The sequence below is a fragment of the Nitratidesulfovibrio oxamicus genome, assembly GCF_015731765.1.
Taxonomy (GTDB): domain Bacteria; phylum Desulfobacterota; class Desulfovibrionia; order Desulfovibrionales; family Desulfovibrionaceae; genus Cupidesulfovibrio; species Cupidesulfovibrio oxamicus.
Map to the genome: position 1 here is coordinate 18,038 of NZ_VRYY01000442.1, position 19,190 is coordinate 37,227.

The 19,190-nt window shown below is 65.1% G+C and carries 16 protein-coding genes and 1 pseudogene; 5 read left to right on the top strand and 12 right to left on the bottom strand.

Annotation, left to right across the window (positions count from 1 at the left end; genetic code table 11):
- The first annotated feature begins 695 nt into the window (after positions 1 to 695).
- The 3 genes from FVW20_RS13665 to blaOXA all read left to right on the top strand — a co-directional run bounded on the left by FVW20_RS13665 (position 696) and on the right by blaOXA (position 3,824).
- Complete coding sequence (locus FVW20_RS13665) at positions 696 to 1,253, top strand: recombinase family protein (protein WP_231039110.1); 558 nt, start codon at positions 696 to 698, stop codon at positions 1,251 to 1,253.
- A gap of 586 nt (positions 1,254 to 1,839) precedes the next feature.
- Positions 1,840 to 2,727: a substrate-binding periplasmic protein gene (locus FVW20_RS13670; RefSeq protein WP_231039111.1), complete on the top strand. Its 888-nt coding sequence runs from the start codon at positions 1,840 to 1,842 to the stop codon at positions 2,725 to 2,727.
- Positions 2,728 to 2,978: 251 nt separating this feature from the next.
- Complete coding sequence (gene blaOXA, locus FVW20_RS13675) at positions 2,979 to 3,824, top strand: class D beta-lactamase (RefSeq protein WP_196610043.1); 846 nt, start codon at positions 2,979 to 2,981, stop codon at positions 3,822 to 3,824.
- A 249-nt stretch (positions 3,825 to 4,073) separates the two neighbouring features.
- Here the strand turns inward: blaOXA and FVW20_RS13680 are convergent, their stop codons facing one another.
- From FVW20_RS13680 to FVW20_RS13715, 8 genes are all read right to left on the bottom strand, one after another.
- On the bottom strand, positions 4,074 to 5,474 hold the full coding sequence (locus tag FVW20_RS13680; RefSeq protein ID WP_196610044.1) for a hypothetical protein: 1,401 nt from the start codon (positions 5,472 to 5,474) through the stop codon (positions 4,074 to 4,076).
- Positions 5,475 to 5,786: 312 nt separating this feature from the next.
- Entirely contained in the window at positions 5,787 to 6,443 is a 657-nt protein-coding gene (locus tag FVW20_RS13685) for a carbonic anhydrase (RefSeq protein WP_196610045.1), read from the bottom strand.
- A gap of 210 nt (positions 6,444 to 6,653) precedes the next feature.
- Positions 6,654 to 8,951 (bottom strand): hybrid sensor histidine kinase/response regulator, encoded by a 2,298-nt coding sequence (locus tag FVW20_RS13690; protein WP_196610046.1) that lies wholly within the window; start codon positions 8,949 to 8,951, stop codon positions 6,654 to 6,656.
- Between the two features lie 175 nt (positions 8,952 to 9,126).
- A complete protein-coding gene (locus tag FVW20_RS13695; RefSeq protein ID WP_196610047.1) occupies positions 9,127 to 10,578 on the bottom strand; it encodes a cation diffusion facilitator family transporter in 1,452 nt (483 codons plus the stop codon).
- Between the two features lie 366 nt (positions 10,579 to 10,944).
- Positions 10,945 to 11,370 carry a DUF1653 domain-containing protein gene (locus tag FVW20_RS13700; protein ID WP_196610048.1) on the bottom strand — a complete coding sequence of 142 codons (426 nt, stop codon included), beginning with the start codon at positions 11,368 to 11,370 and terminating at the stop codon, positions 10,945 to 10,947.
- Between the two features lie 141 nt (positions 11,371 to 11,511).
- Positions 11,512 to 12,168: a LutC/YkgG family protein gene (locus FVW20_RS13705; protein ID WP_196610049.1), complete on the bottom strand. Its 657-nt coding sequence runs from the start codon at positions 12,166 to 12,168 to the stop codon at positions 11,512 to 11,514.
- Positions 12,161 to 13,588, bottom strand: a complete 1,428-nt coding sequence (locus FVW20_RS13710; protein WP_196610050.1) for a LutB/LldF family L-lactate oxidation iron-sulfur protein — start codon at positions 13,586 to 13,588, stop codon at positions 12,161 to 12,163. The genes FVW20_RS13705 and FVW20_RS13710 overlap by 8 nt, the downstream gene beginning before the upstream one ends.
- On the bottom strand, positions 13,581 to 14,342 hold the full coding sequence (locus FVW20_RS13715; RefSeq protein ID WP_196610051.1) for a (Fe-S)-binding protein: 762 nt from the start codon (positions 14,340 to 14,342) through the stop codon (positions 13,581 to 13,583). Before FVW20_RS13715 ends, FVW20_RS13710 begins: the two co-directional genes overlap by 8 nt.
- Positions 14,343 to 14,752: 410 nt before the next feature.
- Here FVW20_RS13715 and FVW20_RS13720 point away from each other — a divergent pair, with 410 nt between their 5' ends.
- Both FVW20_RS13720 and FVW20_RS13725 read left to right on the top strand, forming a co-directional pair.
- Positions 14,753 to 15,532, top strand: coding sequence for an SDR family NAD(P)-dependent oxidoreductase (locus tag FVW20_RS13720; RefSeq protein ID WP_196610052.1), 780 nt, complete (start codon positions 14,753 to 14,755; stop codon positions 15,530 to 15,532).
- A 159-nt stretch (positions 15,533 to 15,691) separates the two neighbouring features.
- Positions 15,692 to 16,294, top strand: a complete 603-nt coding sequence (locus tag FVW20_RS13725) for a MarC family protein (protein WP_196610053.1) — start codon at positions 15,692 to 15,694, stop codon at positions 16,292 to 16,294.
- A 414-nt stretch (positions 16,295 to 16,708) separates the two neighbouring features.
- Here FVW20_RS13725 and FVW20_RS13730 read toward each other — a convergent pair whose 3' ends face one another.
- From FVW20_RS13730 to FVW20_RS13745, 4 genes and pseudogenes are all read right to left on the bottom strand, one after another.
- Entirely contained in the window at positions 16,709 to 17,449 is a 741-nt protein-coding gene (locus FVW20_RS13730; RefSeq protein WP_196610054.1) for an outer membrane protein assembly factor BamD, read from the bottom strand.
- Positions 17,442 to 18,365 (bottom strand): NAD(P)/FAD-dependent oxidoreductase, encoded by a 924-nt coding sequence (locus FVW20_RS13735; RefSeq protein WP_167127545.1) that lies wholly within the window; start codon positions 18,363 to 18,365, stop codon positions 17,442 to 17,444. Before FVW20_RS13735 ends, FVW20_RS13730 begins: the two co-directional genes overlap by 8 nt.
- Position 18,366: 1 nt before the next feature.
- Positions 18,367 to 18,690, bottom strand: a complete 324-nt coding sequence (trxA, locus tag FVW20_RS13740) for a thioredoxin (RefSeq protein WP_007521809.1) — start codon at positions 18,688 to 18,690, stop codon at positions 18,367 to 18,369.
- 231 nt (positions 18,691 to 18,921) lie between these two features.
- Positions 18,922 to 19,190: pseudogene (locus tag FVW20_RS13745) on the bottom strand (tRNA (adenosine(37)-N6)-threonylcarbamoyltransferase complex transferase subunit TsaD); the annotation flags it as partial.

Consider the following 19,190-nt stretch of genomic DNA (forward strand, 5'->3'; position numbering starts at 1 on the left):
GGGAAGGGCAAGAAAAGAGCGACCACGCTGCCGGAGGGGTTTCGGCATACGTGGTCGCCAGCATTGGGGAGATCAGGTAGGAAGTCATTAAGTCGCCCCCTGCCAGCAGGCAAGACCCTCAAGTCGACTTTTTGTGCGGGGGCGTCGTCTTCGTCGGCTTCATAGCCCCCCCCGGATGTTCTGACGCAAAAATCTGAAAGCCCATCTCACCCACCGACCGGGGCACATTCCCCCCGTACCGGGGTGGTCACAATCCATACGATCGGGGCCGCTACCAGCCCACCGTAACACCGTGGGCCGTTTTTCATCGAAGAACGCCCTTCCCCGCCGCAGTCTGACCTTTGGCCCATCCGTCTCACGTTCCGTCGCTCTCAGTCCATCCTCGTGCGTTGCCGGGGCCGGGGTGCTCCTCATACATAGAGGCGACCACGGATCACCGCTGACTGGGGCGACGACCACCACTCTCCAGACGGCCATCATAGGCGAGTCGGACGATCAGCGGGGATGATAGTTGTCGCCATTGTTCATATTTGCCGTTCGACAATGTGTCATCCTAGGGTAGACCACAAGTCGACACCTTGCCCTGACAATCTTTCCGTCAGGGTAGAGTCGTTTTTCATTTTTATTGACATTCATAGCCAGACATCTTAAACCCTTTCCTGACATATCACCTACTGATGCCATGGAGGAAGGGCATGATCACCGGGAAGAACATAGGCTACATCCGCGTCAGCACTGCCGACCAGAACACAGTCCGCCAGCTTGAAGGCGTTGCCTTGGATCGAGTGTTTGAGGACAAAGCAAGCGGTGGCACAACCAACCGCCCTGCATGGAAAGAGTGTCTTGCGTTCATCAGGGAAGGGGACGTACTGCATGTCCACTCTATCGACCGCTTGGCCCGTAATCTTCAAGACCTCCTTTCCATCCTGACTGCAATGACAGCATCAGGCATTACCGTCATGTTTCACAAGGAAGGCTTGGAGTTCAACGGGCAGGACTCGCCCTTTCAACGGCTTCAACTTCAAATCATCGGAGCAGTGGCCGAGTTTGAGCGGGCAATGATCAAAGAGCGGCAGAGGGAAGGTATTGCGATTGCCAAGTCTGCCGGGAAATACAGAGGACGTAAGCCAAGCCTTGACAGCGCACAGATTGCCGAGATTCGCCGCCGGTTAAAATCGGGGGAAAAGGTCGCTGCCTTGGCTCGCGAGTACGGGGTTTCGCGCCAGACATTGTATGAAAGCCTACGACGGTAGGTCGACATGCCCTTCACGGTTGGGATGTAGCACGTCCCGTTTGTTGGCTACAGTTTTTGTCTGACAAACGGCTTGACCTCACTTGCTCCTGTTACAAAAACTTGCTACATGCCTCCCAAGCGCAACACGCCTAACTACCTAAAAAGGTAAGAGTCTTTCTTGGAGTGGCTAGAATCCCGCCGCCTCCACCAATTTCTGGGCCGACCTGCCGCAAGGCAGGTCGGCCCGATCTTTTTGGGTTCTTCCTGCAACTGGCTGCGTATGTCCATTGCTCAAAGCCCCTACGCCCCACGCCGCCGCACGAAAGCACACACCCCAGCCACTCTGGCCTGTTGACGAAAGTTCAGGATAGAATAGACACTCAACAAAACAACCGAGGAATCGCACACCCGCCGTGGGGGATGCCCCGTGCGGCTCCTGGTGCGGCACCGTGTGCGGGCAGTGGGCGGCGTCATGCCGTTCCCCTCCGTCCGCCGTGTTTCCGAAGTCATACGCCCGACGGCACAGGCCACGGCTCCATGAGCGCGCGTTGACGACCAGGTCGAGGGTTCAGGGTTTACAGAGGCGCCGGATGGCTTTTACACCAATGAAGAGACTGCGGGCGATGTTGCAGATCATGGCACAGGTCATGGCGCAACTGCTGTCACGGGCATTGCCGTGTGCGCTTCTGCTGTTCGTGACCGCATCCGGAGCGGGTGCCGGGCAGTTCCCTCCGGCTGTTTCTACCCCCTCCGTTTCCGGTCCATCTGCTGCTGCCCCCCCGGCTTCCGGCCCTTCTGTCGGCGTCCCGTCCGGCCCTGCACGGCCCGTTCCCGCACAGTCCGCGCCCACCCTTACCCTGGCCACCACCATATCCCCACCGCTCAGCGAACCCGGTCAGGACGGCATGCTTGACCTGATCATCAAGGGGGCCTTCGCGCGTACCGGGGTGGGCGTCTCCTTGCTGCAGTTGCCCAGCGAACGCGGGCTGTTCATGGCCGACAGCGGGCAGGTGGACGGCGATGGCAACCGCATCAGCGGGTTGCAGGCCGCCTACCCCAACCTGCTCCAGGTGCCGGAAAGCAACATGACCTACGAGTTCACGGCCTTTGCCCTGCGGCCAGACGTGAATGTAGGCAACTGGGACGACCTGCGGCGCTACACCGTCGCCTACATCATCGGCTGGAAGATTTACGACGAGAACGTGCGCGCCAGCAGCACGGTAAAGGTCGCCACGCCGGAAAACCTGTTTGCGCTGCTGCGGGCCGGGCGCGTGGATGTGGCGCTCTACTACCGCCTGGGCGGCCTGTACTACGCCCGCAAACTGGGCCTGCCCAACCTGCGCGTGTTGGCCCCGCCCCTGGCCACGCGCGAGATGTACATGTATCTCAACAGCCGCCATGCCGATCTGGTGCCCCGCCTGGCCGAAACGTTGCGCGGCATGAAGAAGGACGGCAGCTACGAGCGCATCGTGGCCCCGTTCATGGGGCGATAGCGCGCAAACAGCAAACGCGGCCTGCCGGTCCCGCGGCCTGCCGCCTGCCCCTTGCCGATTTTCTTCTTTCGCCCCCCGCCCCGGCCCTGTCCGTAGTCCGTACGGCCTGCCCCGGCACCCGCGCAGGCCACGAGCATCGCAGCCCATTGAAACCATAACGCAGCCGGCGTAACGCTGGGCTGAACAAAAGGCCGTCGCCGCCGGAATCGTTCCGTCGTCGCGCCTTTCCATGGACATGTCGAAGGTGACGCATGCTGATGCATCGTGTTTCCCCCCTGGTGGCACTGGCGCTGCTGCTTGCATTGTGCGCGTTCCTCCCCGCCCCGGCCCGGGCCGCCACCAGCTTTCTCGTGCGCGAGGGCGACGAGATGCTGACGGCAGAAGGCGACCTGACCACCCGCCGCGCGCCCTGCTCCACCTTCAAGATCGCCATCAGCCTCATGGGCTACGACGCGGGCATCCTGATCGACGAAACGCACCCCGTGCGCGCCTACGATGAAAGCCTGAACGTGGACTACGACGTGTGGAAGCAGCCGCACGACCCGGTCATGTGGATGCGCAACAGCTGCGTCTGGTATTCGCAGGCCACCACGCGCGAACTGGGCATGGAGCGCTTCAAGGCCTACGTGGATCGTTTCGGCTACGGCAACCGCGACGTTTCCGGGCGGCGCGGCCCGCAGGATGCCATGGCTCCGGACGACGGCCTGACCCGCTCGTGGCTGTCCGGCAGCCTGGCCATCTCGCCCGAGGAAGAAGTGGACTTCATCGGCAGGCTGGTGCGTTCCGAACTGCCGGTGGCGGCGAAGGCGCAGGAAATGACCCGGCGCATCCTGTTCGTGCAGGATTTGCAGGGCGGCTGGAAGCTGTACGGCAAGACCGGCAGCGGGGTGCGCCAACTGCCCGACGGCACGCGGGTGGAGGACCGGCAGATCGGCTGGTTCGTGGGCTGGGCGCAGCATGGGGATGGCCGTACCGTGCTGTTCGCCCACCTGCTGGAGGACGAGGACGACAACCCCGCCCCTGCGGGGCGCAGGTCGCGTGATGCGGCCATCGTCAAGGTGCAGCGCCTGCTGGGCGTTGCGCCCGGCGAGTGGTAGCGACTGGCGCAGCTGCAAGGGCGCGGCACGCCGAACCCGGCCTGCGGGCACCGGCCAGGCCGTGGCGATTCGATAACCGCGGGGCGGTAACAGTGCCCGCAAGAATCGTGAAGCCGGGTGACGTTGCGCACGCCACCCGGCTTCTGGTTGCTTCGGAAGGGCGGAAACGGGAAGCCGTAGCGCAGGATGGTCATCCCGTGCTGCGTCCGCCCCGTCGCCCCGTCGCCCTGTTGCCCTGACGCCGTCCCGCTATTCCGCAGCCTTTTTGCGTGCGCGGGGCTTTTTGGGCGGCGCGGCAGGCGGGGGATTCAGCAGGTCAAGGGACGCTGACCGGGGCGCGGGCTGGCCGGAAGGTTCATGCAGGCCCGGCTCCACGGGTTCGTCTTCAGGGATGGTATCGGGCACGCTGCCGGACATGTTGCCGGGCGCGTGCGCGGACAGGCCGGAGGACGCATTTCCAGTTACGCCGGTGGCCTCGTGCGCGGCCTCGCTGGCGTCGACGTCGTGCACGTCCACCACGTAGGTCACCCGCACGTCATCGGCTGGGGTGGCGTCTGCCGCAGGAGCCGCTGGCGGCGCAACCTCGGTATTCTGAGCCCCGGTTGCGCCCTGCCCGAAAGGAGCGCCCTGCCCGAAAGGAGCGTCTGGTCCGGACGGTGCGATCTGCCCGGAAGGCGCATTCGCGGTGGCCGGACCATCCGGCCCGGGCGGCAGCACCCTGGTGGCCTGCACCCCGCCGGAAGGCGACACGTCGATGGTGCCCGGCAGGGCGCGGGGCATCATGGCGTCGCCCTGCGTCGGCAATTGGGCCAGCATGGTCCGCTGGTCCACGATGATCATGCCGGTGCGCTCCAGCACCTCGCGCCGGTAGGCGTATTCTTCCTGCACGCGGCGCACCTTGTAGGCAAACAGCATCCGCCCCAGATAGCCCACGCACCACGCGGCCAGCACGCCGCCGCCCACCCACAGCACCAGGTGTTCCGTGGATTCGCCCAGCCGTATGACGAAGCCCAGCACCTTGTCGAAATAGTAGATCACCGTGGCCAGCAGGGTCACGCCCAGCAGCAGCAGAAAGGTGGGCACGCCGTTCACGGCGGCCAGCATTTTTTGCAGCCACGGAGGCAGCTGGCGCAGTTGCGCCTCTGTCAGCACCGGGTCGCCCTTGATCAGGCGGGTGTAGCCCAGCGCAATGACCTGCAATACCAGCAGCACCACCACCGGCGCGGCAGCCACCGAAACCAGGTAGCCGCCCCACGGAAAGCGGAAGCGCACCGTGCCGTCCGGCATGCTCTGCACGTTGGCCACGCCCTGCCAGATGGCCACGATGGCAACCAGAAATTCCACCAGCACGATGCCTATGACGATGTAGGCCAGAACGTACTTGCGCTCCTGCTCGCCCAGCAGGTCGCCCAGCCCGCCGAATCCGCCACGATCGCGTGCGGACTGGTCCGATGCTTGCCCGGGAGACTGCTCTGCGGACTGGCCGGAACCGGCAGCGGAGCCCGATGGCGCCTCGCCAGACGCGTCGGCAGATGCGCTGCCGGACGTGTCCGCGGACGTGTCCGCGGGCGAGTCGGCGGACGTGCTGGCGGCCCGGTGGGCGTCATCCGGCTCGTTTTTCGAGCCAGAGAAGAATTTCGAGAAGAACATGCGGAATATCCGTGCGACGGCGGTGCCGTGTTGTCATCGTGCGTGGGTGCCCCGGAGACGGGAAAAAACGCCCCCGGCTGGCGCATGGCGCGTGCTGGGGGCGCCTTCCGCCGGTCACGGCGCCGTCTGGCGGGCGCGGGGCGGCAGGAGCGCCTTTGCTCCGTTTGCCACCTTACGATGCACGGCGGCTTTTCTCAAGATGTTCGAAGGAAGGAATACGCCGCATGCCATGCGGCAAGATTGCCGGGCATGGCGGCGGATGTTTGCCGCGTGCAGGGCGTCGCCAGGCGGATTACCGCGCGGGACGTGCCGTCAGATGCATTCGCGCACCATGGGCTGGAAGGTCTTCGTGGCGGCGTCCCAGCCCAGCAGTTCTCCCTTTTCCAGGTCGAAGAACCAGCCGTGCAGCGAAAGTTCGCCCCGTTCCACCCGTTCGCGCAGCCAGGGGAAGGTCATCAGGTTTTCCAGCGAAACCAGAATGGATTCCTGCTCGCAGGCGCGATGCAGTTCCTGCTCCGAGCAATGCGGGCAGCTTTCCTGCACCCTCTCCTGGGCGGGCGCGGCAATGCTTACCCAGCGCGACAGGAATTCCGTGTTGTCCTTGATCCCGGCCGCGCCGGAAAGCAGCGTCTTGATGCCGCCGCAACGGGCGTGGCCCAGGATGATGATGTCTTCCACCTTCAGGCTGCGCACGGCGAATTCCAGCGCGGCGCTGACCCCGTGCTGGGTAGTGGTGTGCGCCTCGTACGGTGGGACAAGGTTGGCCACGTTGCGCACCACGAACAGGTCGCCGGGGTTGCAGTCCAGCAGCAGGGCCGGGTCCACGCGCGAATCGCTGCACGCTATGACCAGCGCCTTGGGGGACTGCTCTTCCACCAGGTTTTCGAACAGGTTGTGGTCGCGGCAGAACCAGCTTTTCTGAAAACGCCGGAAACCGGCGATGAAGCGGCCAAGATCGGGTGCGGGCATGAAAGGCTCCGGGGCTGCCGTGCGGGACGGGATGCGGTATTGCGGGGTGCGGAAAACGTATGGGGCCCCGGCGCGGCCTAGGCCGCAGCCGCCGGGTAACTGGGGATTGTACGTTTTTTTGTCCGTCGCGCAACCCGGATGCGAGTAACCGCTTGCGTTTTCATGCGCCGCGCTGCCCTTTCCGGACATGGTACGTGCGTTCGGCGCGGCTCAGGTCGGCTTGTCCGACGTGCGCCGCGCCACGGCAGCGGCGATGGCCATGAAGAGTTCGGTGACCATGACCGGCTTCGACACGTATGCGTCCATGCCCTCGGCCAGGAACTTTTCCTTGTCGCCTGCCATGGCGTAGGCGGTCATGGCGACAATCGGAATGCGCGCGTCCAGCACCCCGGACGAACCGCCGCGTATCTGCCGCGTGGCCTCCACGCCGTCCATGACGTCCATCTGCACGTCCATGAGCACACAGTCGAACCGCCTGGCGCGCAGGGTATCCAGCGCCTGGGCACCGTTGGCGGTGGTTGTCACTTCATGCCCCATCTGTTCCAGAAGCCGCCGGGCGCACAGGCGGCTCACTTCGTCGTCCTCGGCCAGCAGGATATGCAGTTTGCCGCAACCGGTGCCGGCAGGGGCTTCGTCCGGCGGCGCGAACTGCGTCGCCCCGTCGGGAAGGCTGAAGGGCAGGGTCATGCAAACGCAGGTGCCCTCTCCTTCCGCGCTGTCGAATTGCAGGGTGCCGCCCATGGCGAGCACCAGGTTGCGCACGATGGCCAGGCCAAGCCCGGCACCCTGATGGGACCGGGTGTAGCTTTCCTCCACCTGGGCAAAGGGGCGGACGATATGGTCCAGTTTGTCATCCGGAATGCCGATGCCGGTATCGCTGACGATGAACAGCAGGCGTATTTCGCCGGCGGTCGTGGGCGGCAGCGGAAATACCTCGAGGCGGACCTCGCCCTTTTCGGTGAACTTCATGGCGTTGCCCACGAGATTGAACAGTATCTGCCGCAGGTGAACCTCGTCCCCCACCAGCACAGGCGGGATTTCCGGCGCGCATGCGAGAACGAGAGGCACCCGCTTGCTCTGGTGCATGGGCGAGAACGTTTCCGCCAATGCCGCGAAAGCACTGGCCAGAGTGAAGGGGCTGCGGTTGATGCGCATGCCCCCGGCCTCGATGCGCGACAGGTCCAGCAGGTCGCCCAGAAGGTCCGTCAGGCGGCGACCGGAACGCTGGGCAAGATCCAGGTACGTGTCCCTTTCGTTGGCGTCCTCGTTGCCCTTGATGAGTTGCAGCATGCCCAGCAGGCCATTGAGCGGGGTGCGCAGTTCATGGCTCATGTTGGCCAGGAACAGGCTTTTGGCGTGGTTTGCGGTTTCCGCCTGGCTTCTGGCCTCGCGCAGTTCGGCCTCCGTGCGGGCGCTTTCCAGCCTGTCCCGCTCAAGTGCCTGCGCCATTTCATTGAACGAGCGGGCCAGGATGTCTATTTCGGTAACCCCCCGCTCCGGCACGACGCGGGTATTCAGATCACCTTCGCCGATGCGCGTCGCCGCGGCCGCAAGCTCTTCCAGCCTGCGCCCCATGTTTCGGCCACCGAGAAACCAGCCGCTGCCCAGCGTAAGCACCACCATCAGCAGCAGGATGCCGAGGTCGCGCCGCAGGATTGCCAGTGCCTGGGCGTGGATCCTTGCCTTGGGTGTGCCCGCGAACATGTACATGAAGGGCGGGGCGTCCGGCGCGGTGCGGATTTTCCGAAAGGCCACGATGCGCAGCACCCCGTCCGATCCCATGTCTTCCACAAGGCCATCCTCGCCACCGGCCCTGGCGGCGGTGAACACGGGGCCGTGTATGGGGCGGCCGAGGGGCTGGTCGTCGGTCACGGGATAGCGGAACAGGCGTACCCCCTGATGATCGCAAACGCCGAAGAAGGAGTCGGGCTGAAAGCGCATTTCGGTGAACAGGTCGCCATAGTTGCTGAGCAGGATGCTGGCCAGCAATACGGCGCGAATCTTGCCGTCCGGACCGATCACCGGGCAACCGAAGGGAAGGACGGGAACGCCCAGGCTGACCCCGAGCTGATACTCGCCCACCACGAAGCCCCTGGTCGCCAGGGCATCGCTGAAGTGCTTCACGCTGGCGAAGTTGACCCCGCTCGCGCCGCCGCCGGTGGCCAGGATGTTGCCATCCAGATCGACCAGATGCAGCGCGGAATAGCGTTGCTGGTTGATCCGGAGCACATTGATGAAGATGCGCGTGCAGGCCGCTATGTCGGCGCGCTGCACTTCGGGCACGCGGGACAGGTTTTCCATGAGCAGCCGGGTTGCCGTGGTTGCTCGCACCTGGGTTTCGGCGGCAGTGCGGACAAAGCCTTGCAGCCCCTGCGTGGCGTCTTCGATGGCCGTGTTCCTGGCCTGTAACCCGAGTACGAGGATAAGGGCCAGCGTGGGCAGCGCGGACATGAGGATCAGCAGCGCAAGTTTCTTGCGAATGGACCCTTTGAGCGGATGAAATGGCATGGGCGCCTCGTGGGTACTGTCCTGCGGGGGGGACAGGAATGCCGCGAAGCTAGCGTGACCCGAAGATTTGATGAAGTATAACTTGTGGTTTCTCCGTTTGGAGGAAGGAGCGTGGCGCGGGCGCACGGGCAGGGACACGCAACGGTGCCGCCAAGGGGGGGGGCCGTGTTGCGCCTTACTCCCCCACCGGCTCCATGTGCACCACCACCCGGTGCAGTTCGGGCAGGCTGGCGCGCAGGCGCGCCTCCAGTGCGGCGGACACGCGGTGCGCCTCGGTGACCGGGGTTTGAGGCGCCATGCGGCAGTGGAAGCTCAAGGATATGTCCTCGCCCTGTCTGCGCACATGCATGTGATGACAGTCGCACACGCCGGGTTCCGCGTCTGCCGCGGCCTGTACGGCGGCCTGAATGCGCGGTGATTCCATCAGGCGTGACGGCGCGGCGGGAGAGGCGCCCAGCGTGTCCTGTGCGGGTTCGATGTGCGTGGCCACGTGCAGCGGCCCCAGTTCGGCACGCAGTGATTCTTCAAAGGCCGTGACGCGAGCGTGCGCGTCGGCCAGCGGCATGCGCCCTTCAAGTTCCACATGAAGTTCGACCATCAGGTCTTGCGGGGCACCCACTTCGGTTTGCGTTTCAACGACTTCCACGGCGTGCACCGGCAGTGCATGGGTGGCGGCCACGCAACGTATGCGGTCCAGAACGCCACGTTCCCCGGCCTGTTGCGGCTCGAAATGGATCGTCACGTCCGTGCCGGGGGCCACCTCGTGCACGGCGGCCTCTGCCCGCCGGGTGATCTCGTGGGCCGCGTCCAGTGACAACCCTGCCGCCACGATGATGGTCATGTCCACAAAGGCGTGCGGCCCGCTTTCCCGCAGGCGGATGCGTTCCACCCGGACCACGCCGGGCTGGGCGTTCACGGTGGCCTCCATGCGTCCGGCAAGCCCTGCGTCGCCCCCGTCCAGCAGGGCATCCACGGCGCGGCGGCCAAGCCCCAGGCTGACGTGCACCACGATGACGCACACCGCAAGGGCGGCCACGGCGTCGGCGCGCTCCAGCACGGGGCGCAGGGCCGAGCCTTCGGGCAGCAGATCCGCCGCCAGCAGGGCCAGCAGCCCCACTATGACCACGGCGGACGACCAGATGTCGGTGGAAAAATGCAGTGCGTCGGCCTCCAGGGCCTGGCTGTTGTATTTCTTGGCCACGCGGCGCAGCATCCGTGCCCGTGAGAAATCCACCACGATGGATACGCCCATCACCCCCAGGCCCCATACCGACGGCACCACGACTTCCGGCTCCACGAACAGCCGGTGCATGGCTTCCCACACGATCCACCCGCAGGTGACCAGCAGCAGCAGCGTTTCCACCAGGGCGGAAAGGTTTTCGACCTTGCCGTGCCCGTAGGGGTGGCGCGCGTCGGGCGGGCGAGAGGATATGCGCACCGCGAACCACGTGACGGCGGCGGCCACCAGGTCGAGGCCGCTGTGGGCCGCTTCCGACAGGATACCCAGGCTGTTGGTGGATACGCCCACCATCAGCTTGAGCGCGGTCAGCAGCACGGCTGCCAGCACCGATGACAGCGCGGCGGCATTCTTTTCGCGCAGGGCGGTTTCGTAATCGTGGGGTTGCATGGCGCCTCCGGGCTGGCCGTCCTGTACGGGTCTGCGAAACGCAGGCGGATGTGGACCGCCGGGACAGGTAAACTGTGTGTGCGCTGCTTTTTCCGCAGTGGCCGCATGGCTTCGGACTGCCATGGCACGGGACGGAGAACTGGCGCACGGCATTCTAGCACGCCCGTGGAGGTGTGACCAGCAAAGAGCGCATCCCACCGTCATTGATGATGAACATCGACTTCAGGCGGTAGGTTGCGAAAACGGACGCGGCCGTGATGCAGGTGCCTGCCGGATATGAATACTGGAGGAGGCGGCGGAAATCGGACCTGCGTCCGGAGAGCCTTGCGGGACAAGGGCAGGGCTGCCACCCCCTGGGCGAATCGGCTAGGTGTCCATCGTATTCGGGTCGTCCTGCCCGGTCAGCAGCTCCAGCACCCCAACGACACGAATGCGCGCGTCGTCGGGCAGGTCGGCATACGCAACCGGCGTGAACCGGCGCGCGCGTTTGCCGTCGACGCTGTCCTTCCAGCCGTGGAATTCATCGTACGGGCGGGTGAACAGCGCATGCCCGGATGGGTACAGGGTGCGGTACACCACCACCCTGCCCTCGGTGGCCGTGTCCAGCGCCTCGCCCACCACCTGATAGTAGCGCCCCTTGAAGTGCCGGTAAAAGGCGTGCCCGGACAAGATGGCGCCAGACACAGTGGCTTCGGCCTTGGGGGTTGCCGCCACGCCTGGCTGGTGTGCGGCTTGGCCGGTCTCGCCATGTCCGGTCTCGCCATGTCCGTTGACGTTCTCGTTCCGCGACATGCTCCCTCCGTGATTGCCGTTTTGCCGCACCATGCGCGACGCGCCGGAAAAAGGGAATCCCCCTTTCCGGCGCGCGGTTGTCAGCAGATGTGCGAGGCGAGTCACCTCGCGAATGCGGATTTCCGTTTGGCGTTGTGGCGCCTATTCCAGCACGAGAACGATCAACTCCTTGGGCCCGTGCACCCCGAAGGCAAGGGTCATCTCGATGTCCGCCGTCTTGGACGGGCCGGAGATGAGCAGCGCGTTGGTGGGCATGTTCTCGGCCCAGCGCATTTCGCGCATGGCCTCGGCAAGGGTGCTGTGGATGGTGTCGGCCTTCAGCAGCGCCACATGCACCGTGGGCACCAGCGATAGCAGGCGCGGTTCCTGCGGCGTGGGCCAGACGATGAGCGTGCCGTTTTCGGCAATGCCGCCCAGGGTGGAGGTAATGCCCACGTCAATGCCGAACAGTTCGTCGCGGAAGGCCTCGGCGTTTTCGCCATAGGGCACCAGCCTGGGCATCCCCTTGCCCTTGATCTTGGAACGCAGGGCGCCGCCGAACCACGCATCGTGGCCGTAGGTCAGGGTCTTGGCCTCGCGCACCTTCAACAGTTCCACCAGCTTGGCGGACCATTCCGCCTCGGGTAGCACGTGCACTTCCGAGCGCACGGTTTCCATGCGTTTTTTCAGCAGTTCGATGCGCTGGTCCTTGTCCAGCATGGGGGCCTGCCAGGTGCCACCCTGGGGCACGTAGGGCGATACGGTGGTGCGCGCCGCGTGCAGGCGCGCGAAGATGCGGTCGCGGGCGGTGCTACTCATGGCGGATCCCCTCTTCCTTGGCGAGTTGATGCAGGCTCTTGGACGCAAAGCGAGGCGCGGTGCGCACGCTGGTCCACGCCTTCAGCGGGCCGACGTTGGGCAGCTTGTCTCCGAACCTGCCCAGCATGGACACCACGAACCTGTTCAGCGCCGGGATGCGGTAGGTCAGCTCCCAGCCCTTCCAGACCAGGGTTTCCAGCAGGTTCTTCTTGGCGCCGTGGCCCTTGACCACGCCGTCGCCCTTCTCGTCGTACGCTTCGGTGCGCATGCGCCGGATGATGCCCGGAATGGGAATGCGCACCGGGCACACCTCTTCGCAGGCGTTGCACAGGCTGGACGCGGTGGCCAGCACGCCCTTGTCGGCCAGCCCGTCGATCTGCGGGGTGAGTATCTTTCCGATGGGGCCGGGATACACGGACCCGTAAGCGTGCCCGCCGATGCGGATGTACACCGGGCAGTGGTTCAGGCAGGTGCCGCAGCGGATGCACTGCAGGGTGCGGCGCAACTGGGCGTCGGCCAGCATCTTGGAACGACCGTTGTCCAGGATGACCAGGTGGATTTCCTTGGGGCCGTCGCGCTCGCCGTCCTTGCGGGGGCTGGTGATGCAGTTGACGTAGGTGGTGACCAGCTGGCCCGTGGCCGATGCCGTCAGCAGGCGCAGCAGCGGCGGCAGGTCGGACAGCGATTCCACCACCTTCTCAAGGCCCATGACGGCCACGTGCACCGGAGGCACCGTGGTGCACATGCGCCCGTTGCCTTCGTTCTCCACCAGCACCAGGGTGCCCGTTTCCGCCACGGCGAAGTTGACGCCCGAAAGGCCAACGTGCCCGGTGCGGAACTTTTCGCGCAGGGTCTTGCGGGCGATGGCGTTCAGTTCCTCCACCACGTCGGTGTAGGGAATGCCTTCCAGGTTGTCGGCAAAGATGCGCCCCACCTGCTGGCGGTTCTTGTGCACGGCGGGCACGATGATATGCGAGGGCGGCTCGTGGTTCAGCTGGATGATGAACTCGCCAAGGTCCGTTTCCAGCGCCTCGATACCGTGGCTTTCCAGAAAGTGGTTCAGGTGCATTTCTTCCGAGACCATGGACTTGCCCTTCACCAGCTTGGTGGCGTCGTGGCTGCGCATGATGCCCAGGATGATCTCGTTGGCCTCTGCGGTGGTTTCGGCCCAGTGCACGATGATGCCGTTTTCCGTACACCTGCGTTCCAGCCGCTCCAGCAGTTCGGGCAGCTTGGCCAGTGCCTTGCGCTTGGCGGCTTCCGCGTCATCGCGCATGCGTTCACGCTCTGCCGCGTCGGGCAGTACGGCCACGCGTTTTTTCATCAGACCGGTAAGGGCCGACTTGAAGTTGGCGCGCAACTGGCGGTCGGCAAGGGCCTCGGTGACGTTGGCCGTGAAGTCGAGGTGCTGGCTACCCATTGATGCGCTCCCATATGAATTCGGCAAGATGACGGGGCGCCACGGGCACGCCCTTGTGCTCCATGGCCCCGCCGATGTTCATCAGACAGCCGCAGTCGCCGGAAAGGATGGCGGATGCGCCGGTGGCGCGGATGTCCTCGATCTTGTCGGCCACCATGGCGGCGGAGATTTCCGGCTGCTTGATGGAGAACGTGCCGCCAAAGCCGCAGCATTCGTACTCGCGCTCGATCTCCACCAATTCCACGTTGGACAGCTGGCCGATGAGCGCCTTGGCGGCAGCCGTGGCCCCCATTTCGCGCATGGCGTGGCACGAGGAATGCCACGTGACCTTCACCGGCTTGCCCTTGTCCTCGTAGCGCACGTGCAGGGCGTTGTGCAGAAAGTCGCCCAGTTCGAAGACCCGTTCGGAAAACTTGCGCACATCGAAGTATTCCGGGTCGTTGGCGAACATTTCCGGGTAATGGTGACGCATCATGCCCGCGCACGAGCCGGAAGGCACCACAATGGGCCAGTCTGCCCTGGAGAACGCCTTGATCTGCGCCCTGGCAACGGCCCTGGCTTCTTCAAGAAAGCCGGAGTTGTACGCGGGTTGGCCGCAGCACGACTGTTCCTGCGGAAAGACCACTTCCACACCGGCGCGACGCAGCAGGTGGATGCCCGCCATGCCCGCCTGCGGGAACGACATGTCCACAAGGCAGGTGCCGAAGTAATAGACTGTTTTCACGTCGCGGGGATAGGTGAAGGTATGGGCCATGTGTGCCTTCCTGTGTTGCGGTTGGACGTGCGCCACGCGCGGCGGGAGGTCCGGTGCGGCAGGGAATGAACTGGCTTGGCCGGGGGCGCGTCAAGGCCGGAAGCGCACCGGCATCGGGGCTGCCGCACGGGCATGCGGCAGTGTTTGCAACAAATCTAGCACGGGGGCGCGTTCCATGTCGATATGCAGGAGCAACGCATGCAACTTGGGTTTCGTGTCCGCCGTTGAGCGACCACTACCGTTTGTGCGGGCGAACGGCTTGCCTGTCGGGCGCACCGAGGCTAGTATGCGCCTCCGTGTCGGCTTCCGCTTCGCAAGCGCCAATGCGGGGGGCCGCGGGCATGGTCGCCCCGCCCCGGATCATCCGGCGGGTACGGCCTTCACAGGAACTTTCAGCACAGGACGCCATCATGACCGATACCACCCGAACCGCCCCCCATGGGGGCATCGTCTGCATCACCGGGGCCACCGCCGGTTTCGGCGCGGCCACCGCCCGCCGCTTCACCGCCGACGGCTGGCGCATCATCGCCACCGGACGCCGCCAGGACCGGCTGGACGTATTGGCGGCGGAACTGGGTGACGGCAACTGCCTGCCGCTGTGCTTTGACGTGCGCGACGCCGATGCGGTGCAGGCCGCGCTCGGGAACCTGCCGGAGGCGTGGCGCGCCGTGGACGTGCTGGTGAACAATGCGGGCCTGGCCCTGGGGCTGGAACCCGCCCACCGATGCAGCCTGGACGACTGGACGACCATGGTGGACACCAACATCAAGGGCCTGTTGCACGTCACCCGCGCCTTGCTGCCCGGCATGGTGGAGCGGAGGCGCGGGCATGTCATCAATCTGGGGTCCATCACCGGCACCTATGCCTACCCCGGTGCCAACGTGTATGGTGGCACCAAGGCGTTCGTGATGCAGTTTTCGCGCGGCCTGCGGGCAGACCTGCACGGCACGGGCGTGCGGGTGACCAACATCGAGCCGGGGCTTGCGGAAAGCGAGTTTTCCGTGGTGCGCTTTGGCGGTGATGCCGACCGCGCCGCCAGGCTGTACGAAGGGGCATCCGCCCTGCGCCCGGAAGACATCGCCGCAACCATCGCCTGGGCCGTGTCCTGTCCCGCGCACGTCAACGTGAACCGCATCGAGGTCATGCCCACCAGCCAGTCCTTCGGCGCGCTGCCTGTTCATCGCGCCTAGCATCGTCCGCAACTCCGGGCGATCGCCCGGAGGATTCCCCCTTCCCGGCGAACCGCCCGGCGTCGTACAATCCGCCCGCCCTGCTCCGCCAGCCATGCCCGATACGGTCGGCGGGGCAACCGGGCATGCACATCCTGCCACCCCATGGGAGCGGCATCCATGAGCGCCATCGCCAATCTGTTCGTGACCACCTTCGTGAAGATGTTCTTCCTCCTGACGCCGTTCTTCGTGCTGACCATGTTCCTGACCATGACCAGGGACATGACGTCCCAGGCGCAGCGCAGGCTGGCCGTGCGGGTGGGCGTGGCCGTGTACGTCGTGTGCATGTGCCTGTATTTTTTCGGCGAATACATCTTCGATCTGTTCGGCATCACCCTGGATGCCTTCCGCATCGGCTCCGGCTCGCTGTTGTTCCTGTCCGCCGTGGCCCTGGTGCGCGACCCCTCGCCCTCGCGCGTGCAGGAGGTCAACGGCGACATCAGCGTGGTGCCGCTGGCCATTCCCATCACCGTGGGACCCGCCACCATCGGTGCGCTGATGGTCATGGGCGCCACGGTGCGCACCCCGCTGGAACGGGTCATTGCCAGCCTGGGCCTGCTGGCCGCCGTGGGGTGCGTGGCGGTGATCCTGTACATCGGCCCGGCCATCGAAAAGCTGCTGGGCCGCACCGGCATTTCCATCCTGAGCAAGATCACCGGGCTGATCCTGGCGGCCCTGTCCGCGCAGATTGTGTTCACCGGGGTGCGCGGATTCCTGAACTGACAACGGGGGCGGTTGCCCGCCCGCCAGTTGGCGTTCCGCCCGCACCCCGTCCGTCCCCCACCCGACTCCACCGGCTGGCCATCCTGTCCGCCAGTCCCTTTTCGAGATCGAATGCTCACGGCCACCCGTTCACCCGACGGGTGGCCGCTTCTGTTCGTCACGGAAGCCTTCCGATGTTCACGACGCTCGGGCTGGCGCGACGCAATCGATGAGGGACACACATTCTCACGCCAGATGCCTGCCGGGTCACAGTGTTCAACACAGTTCCGCGCTGTTTCGAACGGGCACGAACGGGTTCGGCATGACGCGAGGCCCCGCGCGCCAATTGCCCGCCAGTCGCCGCCGGACAAAACGAAAGGGCGGCACCCTCGCGGGGGCCGCCCTTGTGAATCTGTCGTGCCGGTGTCGATGCGTCTACAGCCAGTTGAACCAGCGCTTCCACGAGCCTTCGCGCTGTTCCTGCACCTGCTGCGACTGCTGCTGGCGGTACTTGAGGTAGGCGACCTTGCCCTTTTCTTCGGCATGGTCACGCAGGTCCTCGATTTCCGGGAAGTTCTCCACCACATACACGTAGCGGCGCCAGGCGGCGCCATAGCGCTCGGCACGCCAGAAGAAGTCGCCGATGTACAACTCGCGCTCGGCGAGCAGGCGGCGGCATTCGGCGATGTGCTGCTTGGCCTTCTCGGCGTATTCGGTGCCGGGGTAGCTTTCGCGCAGGCGCTGGTAGTACTGGATGGCTTCCGTCAGGCCCGTGGTGGGCCGGTCGATGGACAAAAAGGCCTTCTGGCGCGACTGGCCCACCTGGTACAGCACGTAGGGGATGGCCTCGTGCCGGGGGTGCAGGGTTTCGAATTCCTTGTAGGCCTCGCCCGCCAGCAGGTAGTCCTCGTCCAGGAAGTGGGCGTCGGCAAGCGAGAGTTCGGCTTCGATGGTGTACGGGCTGAACGGGAACTGTTCCTTCAGCTTGCTGAAGGATTCCGCCGCTTCGCCGTAGCGCTTCTCGCGCATGGAGTCGTTGCCGGCCTCGAAGAGTTCCTGCGCGGTTTCTTCCGGCGGGGGCAGGTAGAAGTAGTCGATGATGCCGCAGCCCGAAAGCAGCAGCACCAGCAGCACAGGGGGCAACACGGCCAGGAGGCGGGAAAGGGCGTTACGCATCGAGCTGTTCCAGGTAGGTGAAGGCTGCGGTTGCGGCAGTGGCCCCGTCACCGACGGCGGTGGTCACCTGGCGGCAGGCCTTCGACCGGATGTCCCCGGCGGCGAAGACACCCGGCAGGCTGGTGCGCATCTCGGTATCGGTGATGATGAAGCCCTGCGGGTCCTTGTCGATGCCGTCGGGCAGAAAGTCGCCCACGGGTTCGAAACCGATGAAAATGAACAGCCCGTCCAGCGGCAGGAAGCGCTCTTCGCCCGTCTTCACGTCGGCCAGGGTGACGCCGGTCAGGCCGGTGTCGCCGTGCAGCTTTCGGACGACGGAGGAAAACTCGATGTCGATGTTGGGCGCGGACTGCACCTTTTCCTGGTAGCACTTGCAGCCGCGAAACTCGTCGCGGCGGTGTATCAGGCGCAGGTTGGCCACCAGCTTGGCGAGGTACAGCGATTCTTCGAGGGCGGAGTTGCCGCCGCCCACCACGCCCACCTTCTGGCCGCGAAAGAAGTTGCCGTCGCACAGGGCGCAGTACGAGATGCCCTTTCCGATCAGGCGGTCTTCGTCCGGCAGCCCCAGCTTCTTGTAGCGGGCGCCGGAGCAGACCACCACGGTCTTGCCGACGATCCATTCGTCGCCCACGCGCACCCGGTTGGCGCCGGGGGCGGGTTCGAACGCGGTGACGGCGTCGTTGTACTTGTCGTGGGGGTAGCGTTCAAGGTGGGCCGCGAACAGGTCCGCCAGTTCCCAACCCTGGATGCCCTTTGGAAAGCCGGGGTAGTTCTCTATCTCGGCGGTCATGAGCACCTGCCCGCCGGGAGACAGCTTTTCGACAAAGGCGACGCTTACGCCGGAACGCAAAAGATAGAGGGCGGCCGTCATGCCGGCTGGCCCTCCTCCAATGACGATGGCGTCGTATGTCTTCATGTTAGCCAAGGGCCTTCTGCGCGATCATGTCCTTGATGCTGCTCTTGGAGACGGCGCCGGTGATCTGTTCGACCACTTCGCCGCCCTTGAACAGGATCAGGGTGGGGATGGCGCGGATGCCGTACTTGGAGGGGGTGGCGGGGTTTTCGTCCACGTTCATCTTGGCGATGAGCACCTTGCCGTCGTATTCGGCGGCAAGTTCGTCGATGACGGGACCCATCGCGCGACACGGACCGCACCAGGGAGCCCAGAAGTCGATCAGCACGGGAATGGAGGATTTGAGGACGTTGGCTTCGAAGTTGGCGTCGGTGATCTGAACGGCCATGGTGCACTCCTTTTGGTCATATATGCGATGCGGCGACCGCTCCCAAGGCGGTCTGTGCCCGGTTTCGATGCGGACAGAACCCGGAAACGGCATGGGCAGAAGCGTCGTGCGGGGCTGCGCGGCGGCCCGCGCATGGCGAAGCCCCGACAGGTGACCCGCCTCCTGCCAACCTATGAAGAAATAGTAGGGCGCTGCTGGCGTGTCAAGCACGACGGCGCGGGCAGCCCGCTTCTATCCACTGCGGAACATGGTGAAATCATCGGGAATAGAGCGCCCGCGCGGGATGGCTTCCAACGCAAGGCCGTGCCCCAGTCCAAGGGATGCCAGCTGCCAGCCCGCATGGGCCACCATGATGCCGTTGTCGGTGCACAGGGCGGGCGACGGCAACAGCAGCGGCAGGTCCGCGCGCCGGGCAAGATCGGCCAGGGCCTCGCGCACATACGAGTTGGCGGCCACGCCGCCAGCAGCCCGTAACGCTTCAGCTTGCGCCACAGCGAGGC

Excerpts from the sequence above, each read along its gene's own strand:
- FVW20_RS13665 (WP_231039110.1), top strand. The coding sequence starts at position 696 with ATGATCACCGGGAAGAACATAGGCTACATCCGCGTCAGCACTGCCGAC.
- FVW20_RS13670 (WP_231039111.1), top strand. The coding sequence starts at position 1,840 with ATGAAGAGACTGCGGGCGATGTTGCAGATCATGGCACAGGTCATGGCG.
- blaOXA (WP_196610043.1), top strand. The coding sequence starts at position 2,979 with ATGCTGATGCATCGTGTTTCCCCCCTGGTGGCACTGGCGCTGCTGCTT.
- FVW20_RS13680 (WP_196610044.1), bottom strand. The coding sequence starts at position 5,474 with ATGTTCTTCTCGAAATTCTTCTCTGGCTCGAAAAACGAGCCGGATGAC.
- FVW20_RS13685 (WP_196610045.1), bottom strand. The coding sequence starts at position 6,443 with ATGCCCGCACCCGATCTTGGCCGCTTCATCGCCGGTTTCCGGCGTTTT.
- FVW20_RS13690 (WP_196610046.1), bottom strand. The coding sequence starts at position 8,951 with ATGCCATTTCATCCGCTCAAAGGGTCCATTCGCAAGAAACTTGCGCTG.
- FVW20_RS13695 (WP_196610047.1), bottom strand. The coding sequence starts at position 10,578 with ATGCAACCCCACGATTACGAAACCGCCCTGCGCGAAAAGAATGCCGCC.
- FVW20_RS13700 (WP_196610048.1), bottom strand. The coding sequence starts at position 11,370 with ATGTCGCGGAACGAGAACGTCAACGGACATGGCGAGACCGGACATGGC.
- FVW20_RS13705 (WP_196610049.1), bottom strand. The coding sequence starts at position 12,168 with ATGAGTAGCACCGCCCGCGACCGCATCTTCGCGCGCCTGCACGCGGCG.
- FVW20_RS13710 (WP_196610050.1), bottom strand. The coding sequence starts at position 13,588 with ATGGGTAGCCAGCACCTCGACTTCACGGCCAACGTCACCGAGGCCCTT.
- FVW20_RS13715 (WP_196610051.1), bottom strand. The coding sequence starts at position 14,342 with ATGGCCCATACCTTCACCTATCCCCGCGACGTGAAAACAGTCTATTAC.
- FVW20_RS13720 (WP_196610052.1), top strand. The coding sequence starts at position 14,753 with ATGACCGATACCACCCGAACCGCCCCCCATGGGGGCATCGTCTGCATC.
- FVW20_RS13725 (WP_196610053.1), top strand. The coding sequence starts at position 15,692 with ATGAGCGCCATCGCCAATCTGTTCGTGACCACCTTCGTGAAGATGTTC.
- FVW20_RS13730 (WP_196610054.1), bottom strand. The coding sequence starts at position 17,449 with ATGCGTAACGCCCTTTCCCGCCTCCTGGCCGTGTTGCCCCCTGTGCTG.
- FVW20_RS13735 (WP_167127545.1), bottom strand. The coding sequence starts at position 18,365 with ATGAAGACATACGACGCCATCGTCATTGGAGGAGGGCCAGCCGGCATG.
- trxA (WP_007521809.1), bottom strand. The coding sequence starts at position 18,690 with ATGGCCGTTCAGATCACCGACGCCAACTTCGAAGCCAACGTCCTCAAA.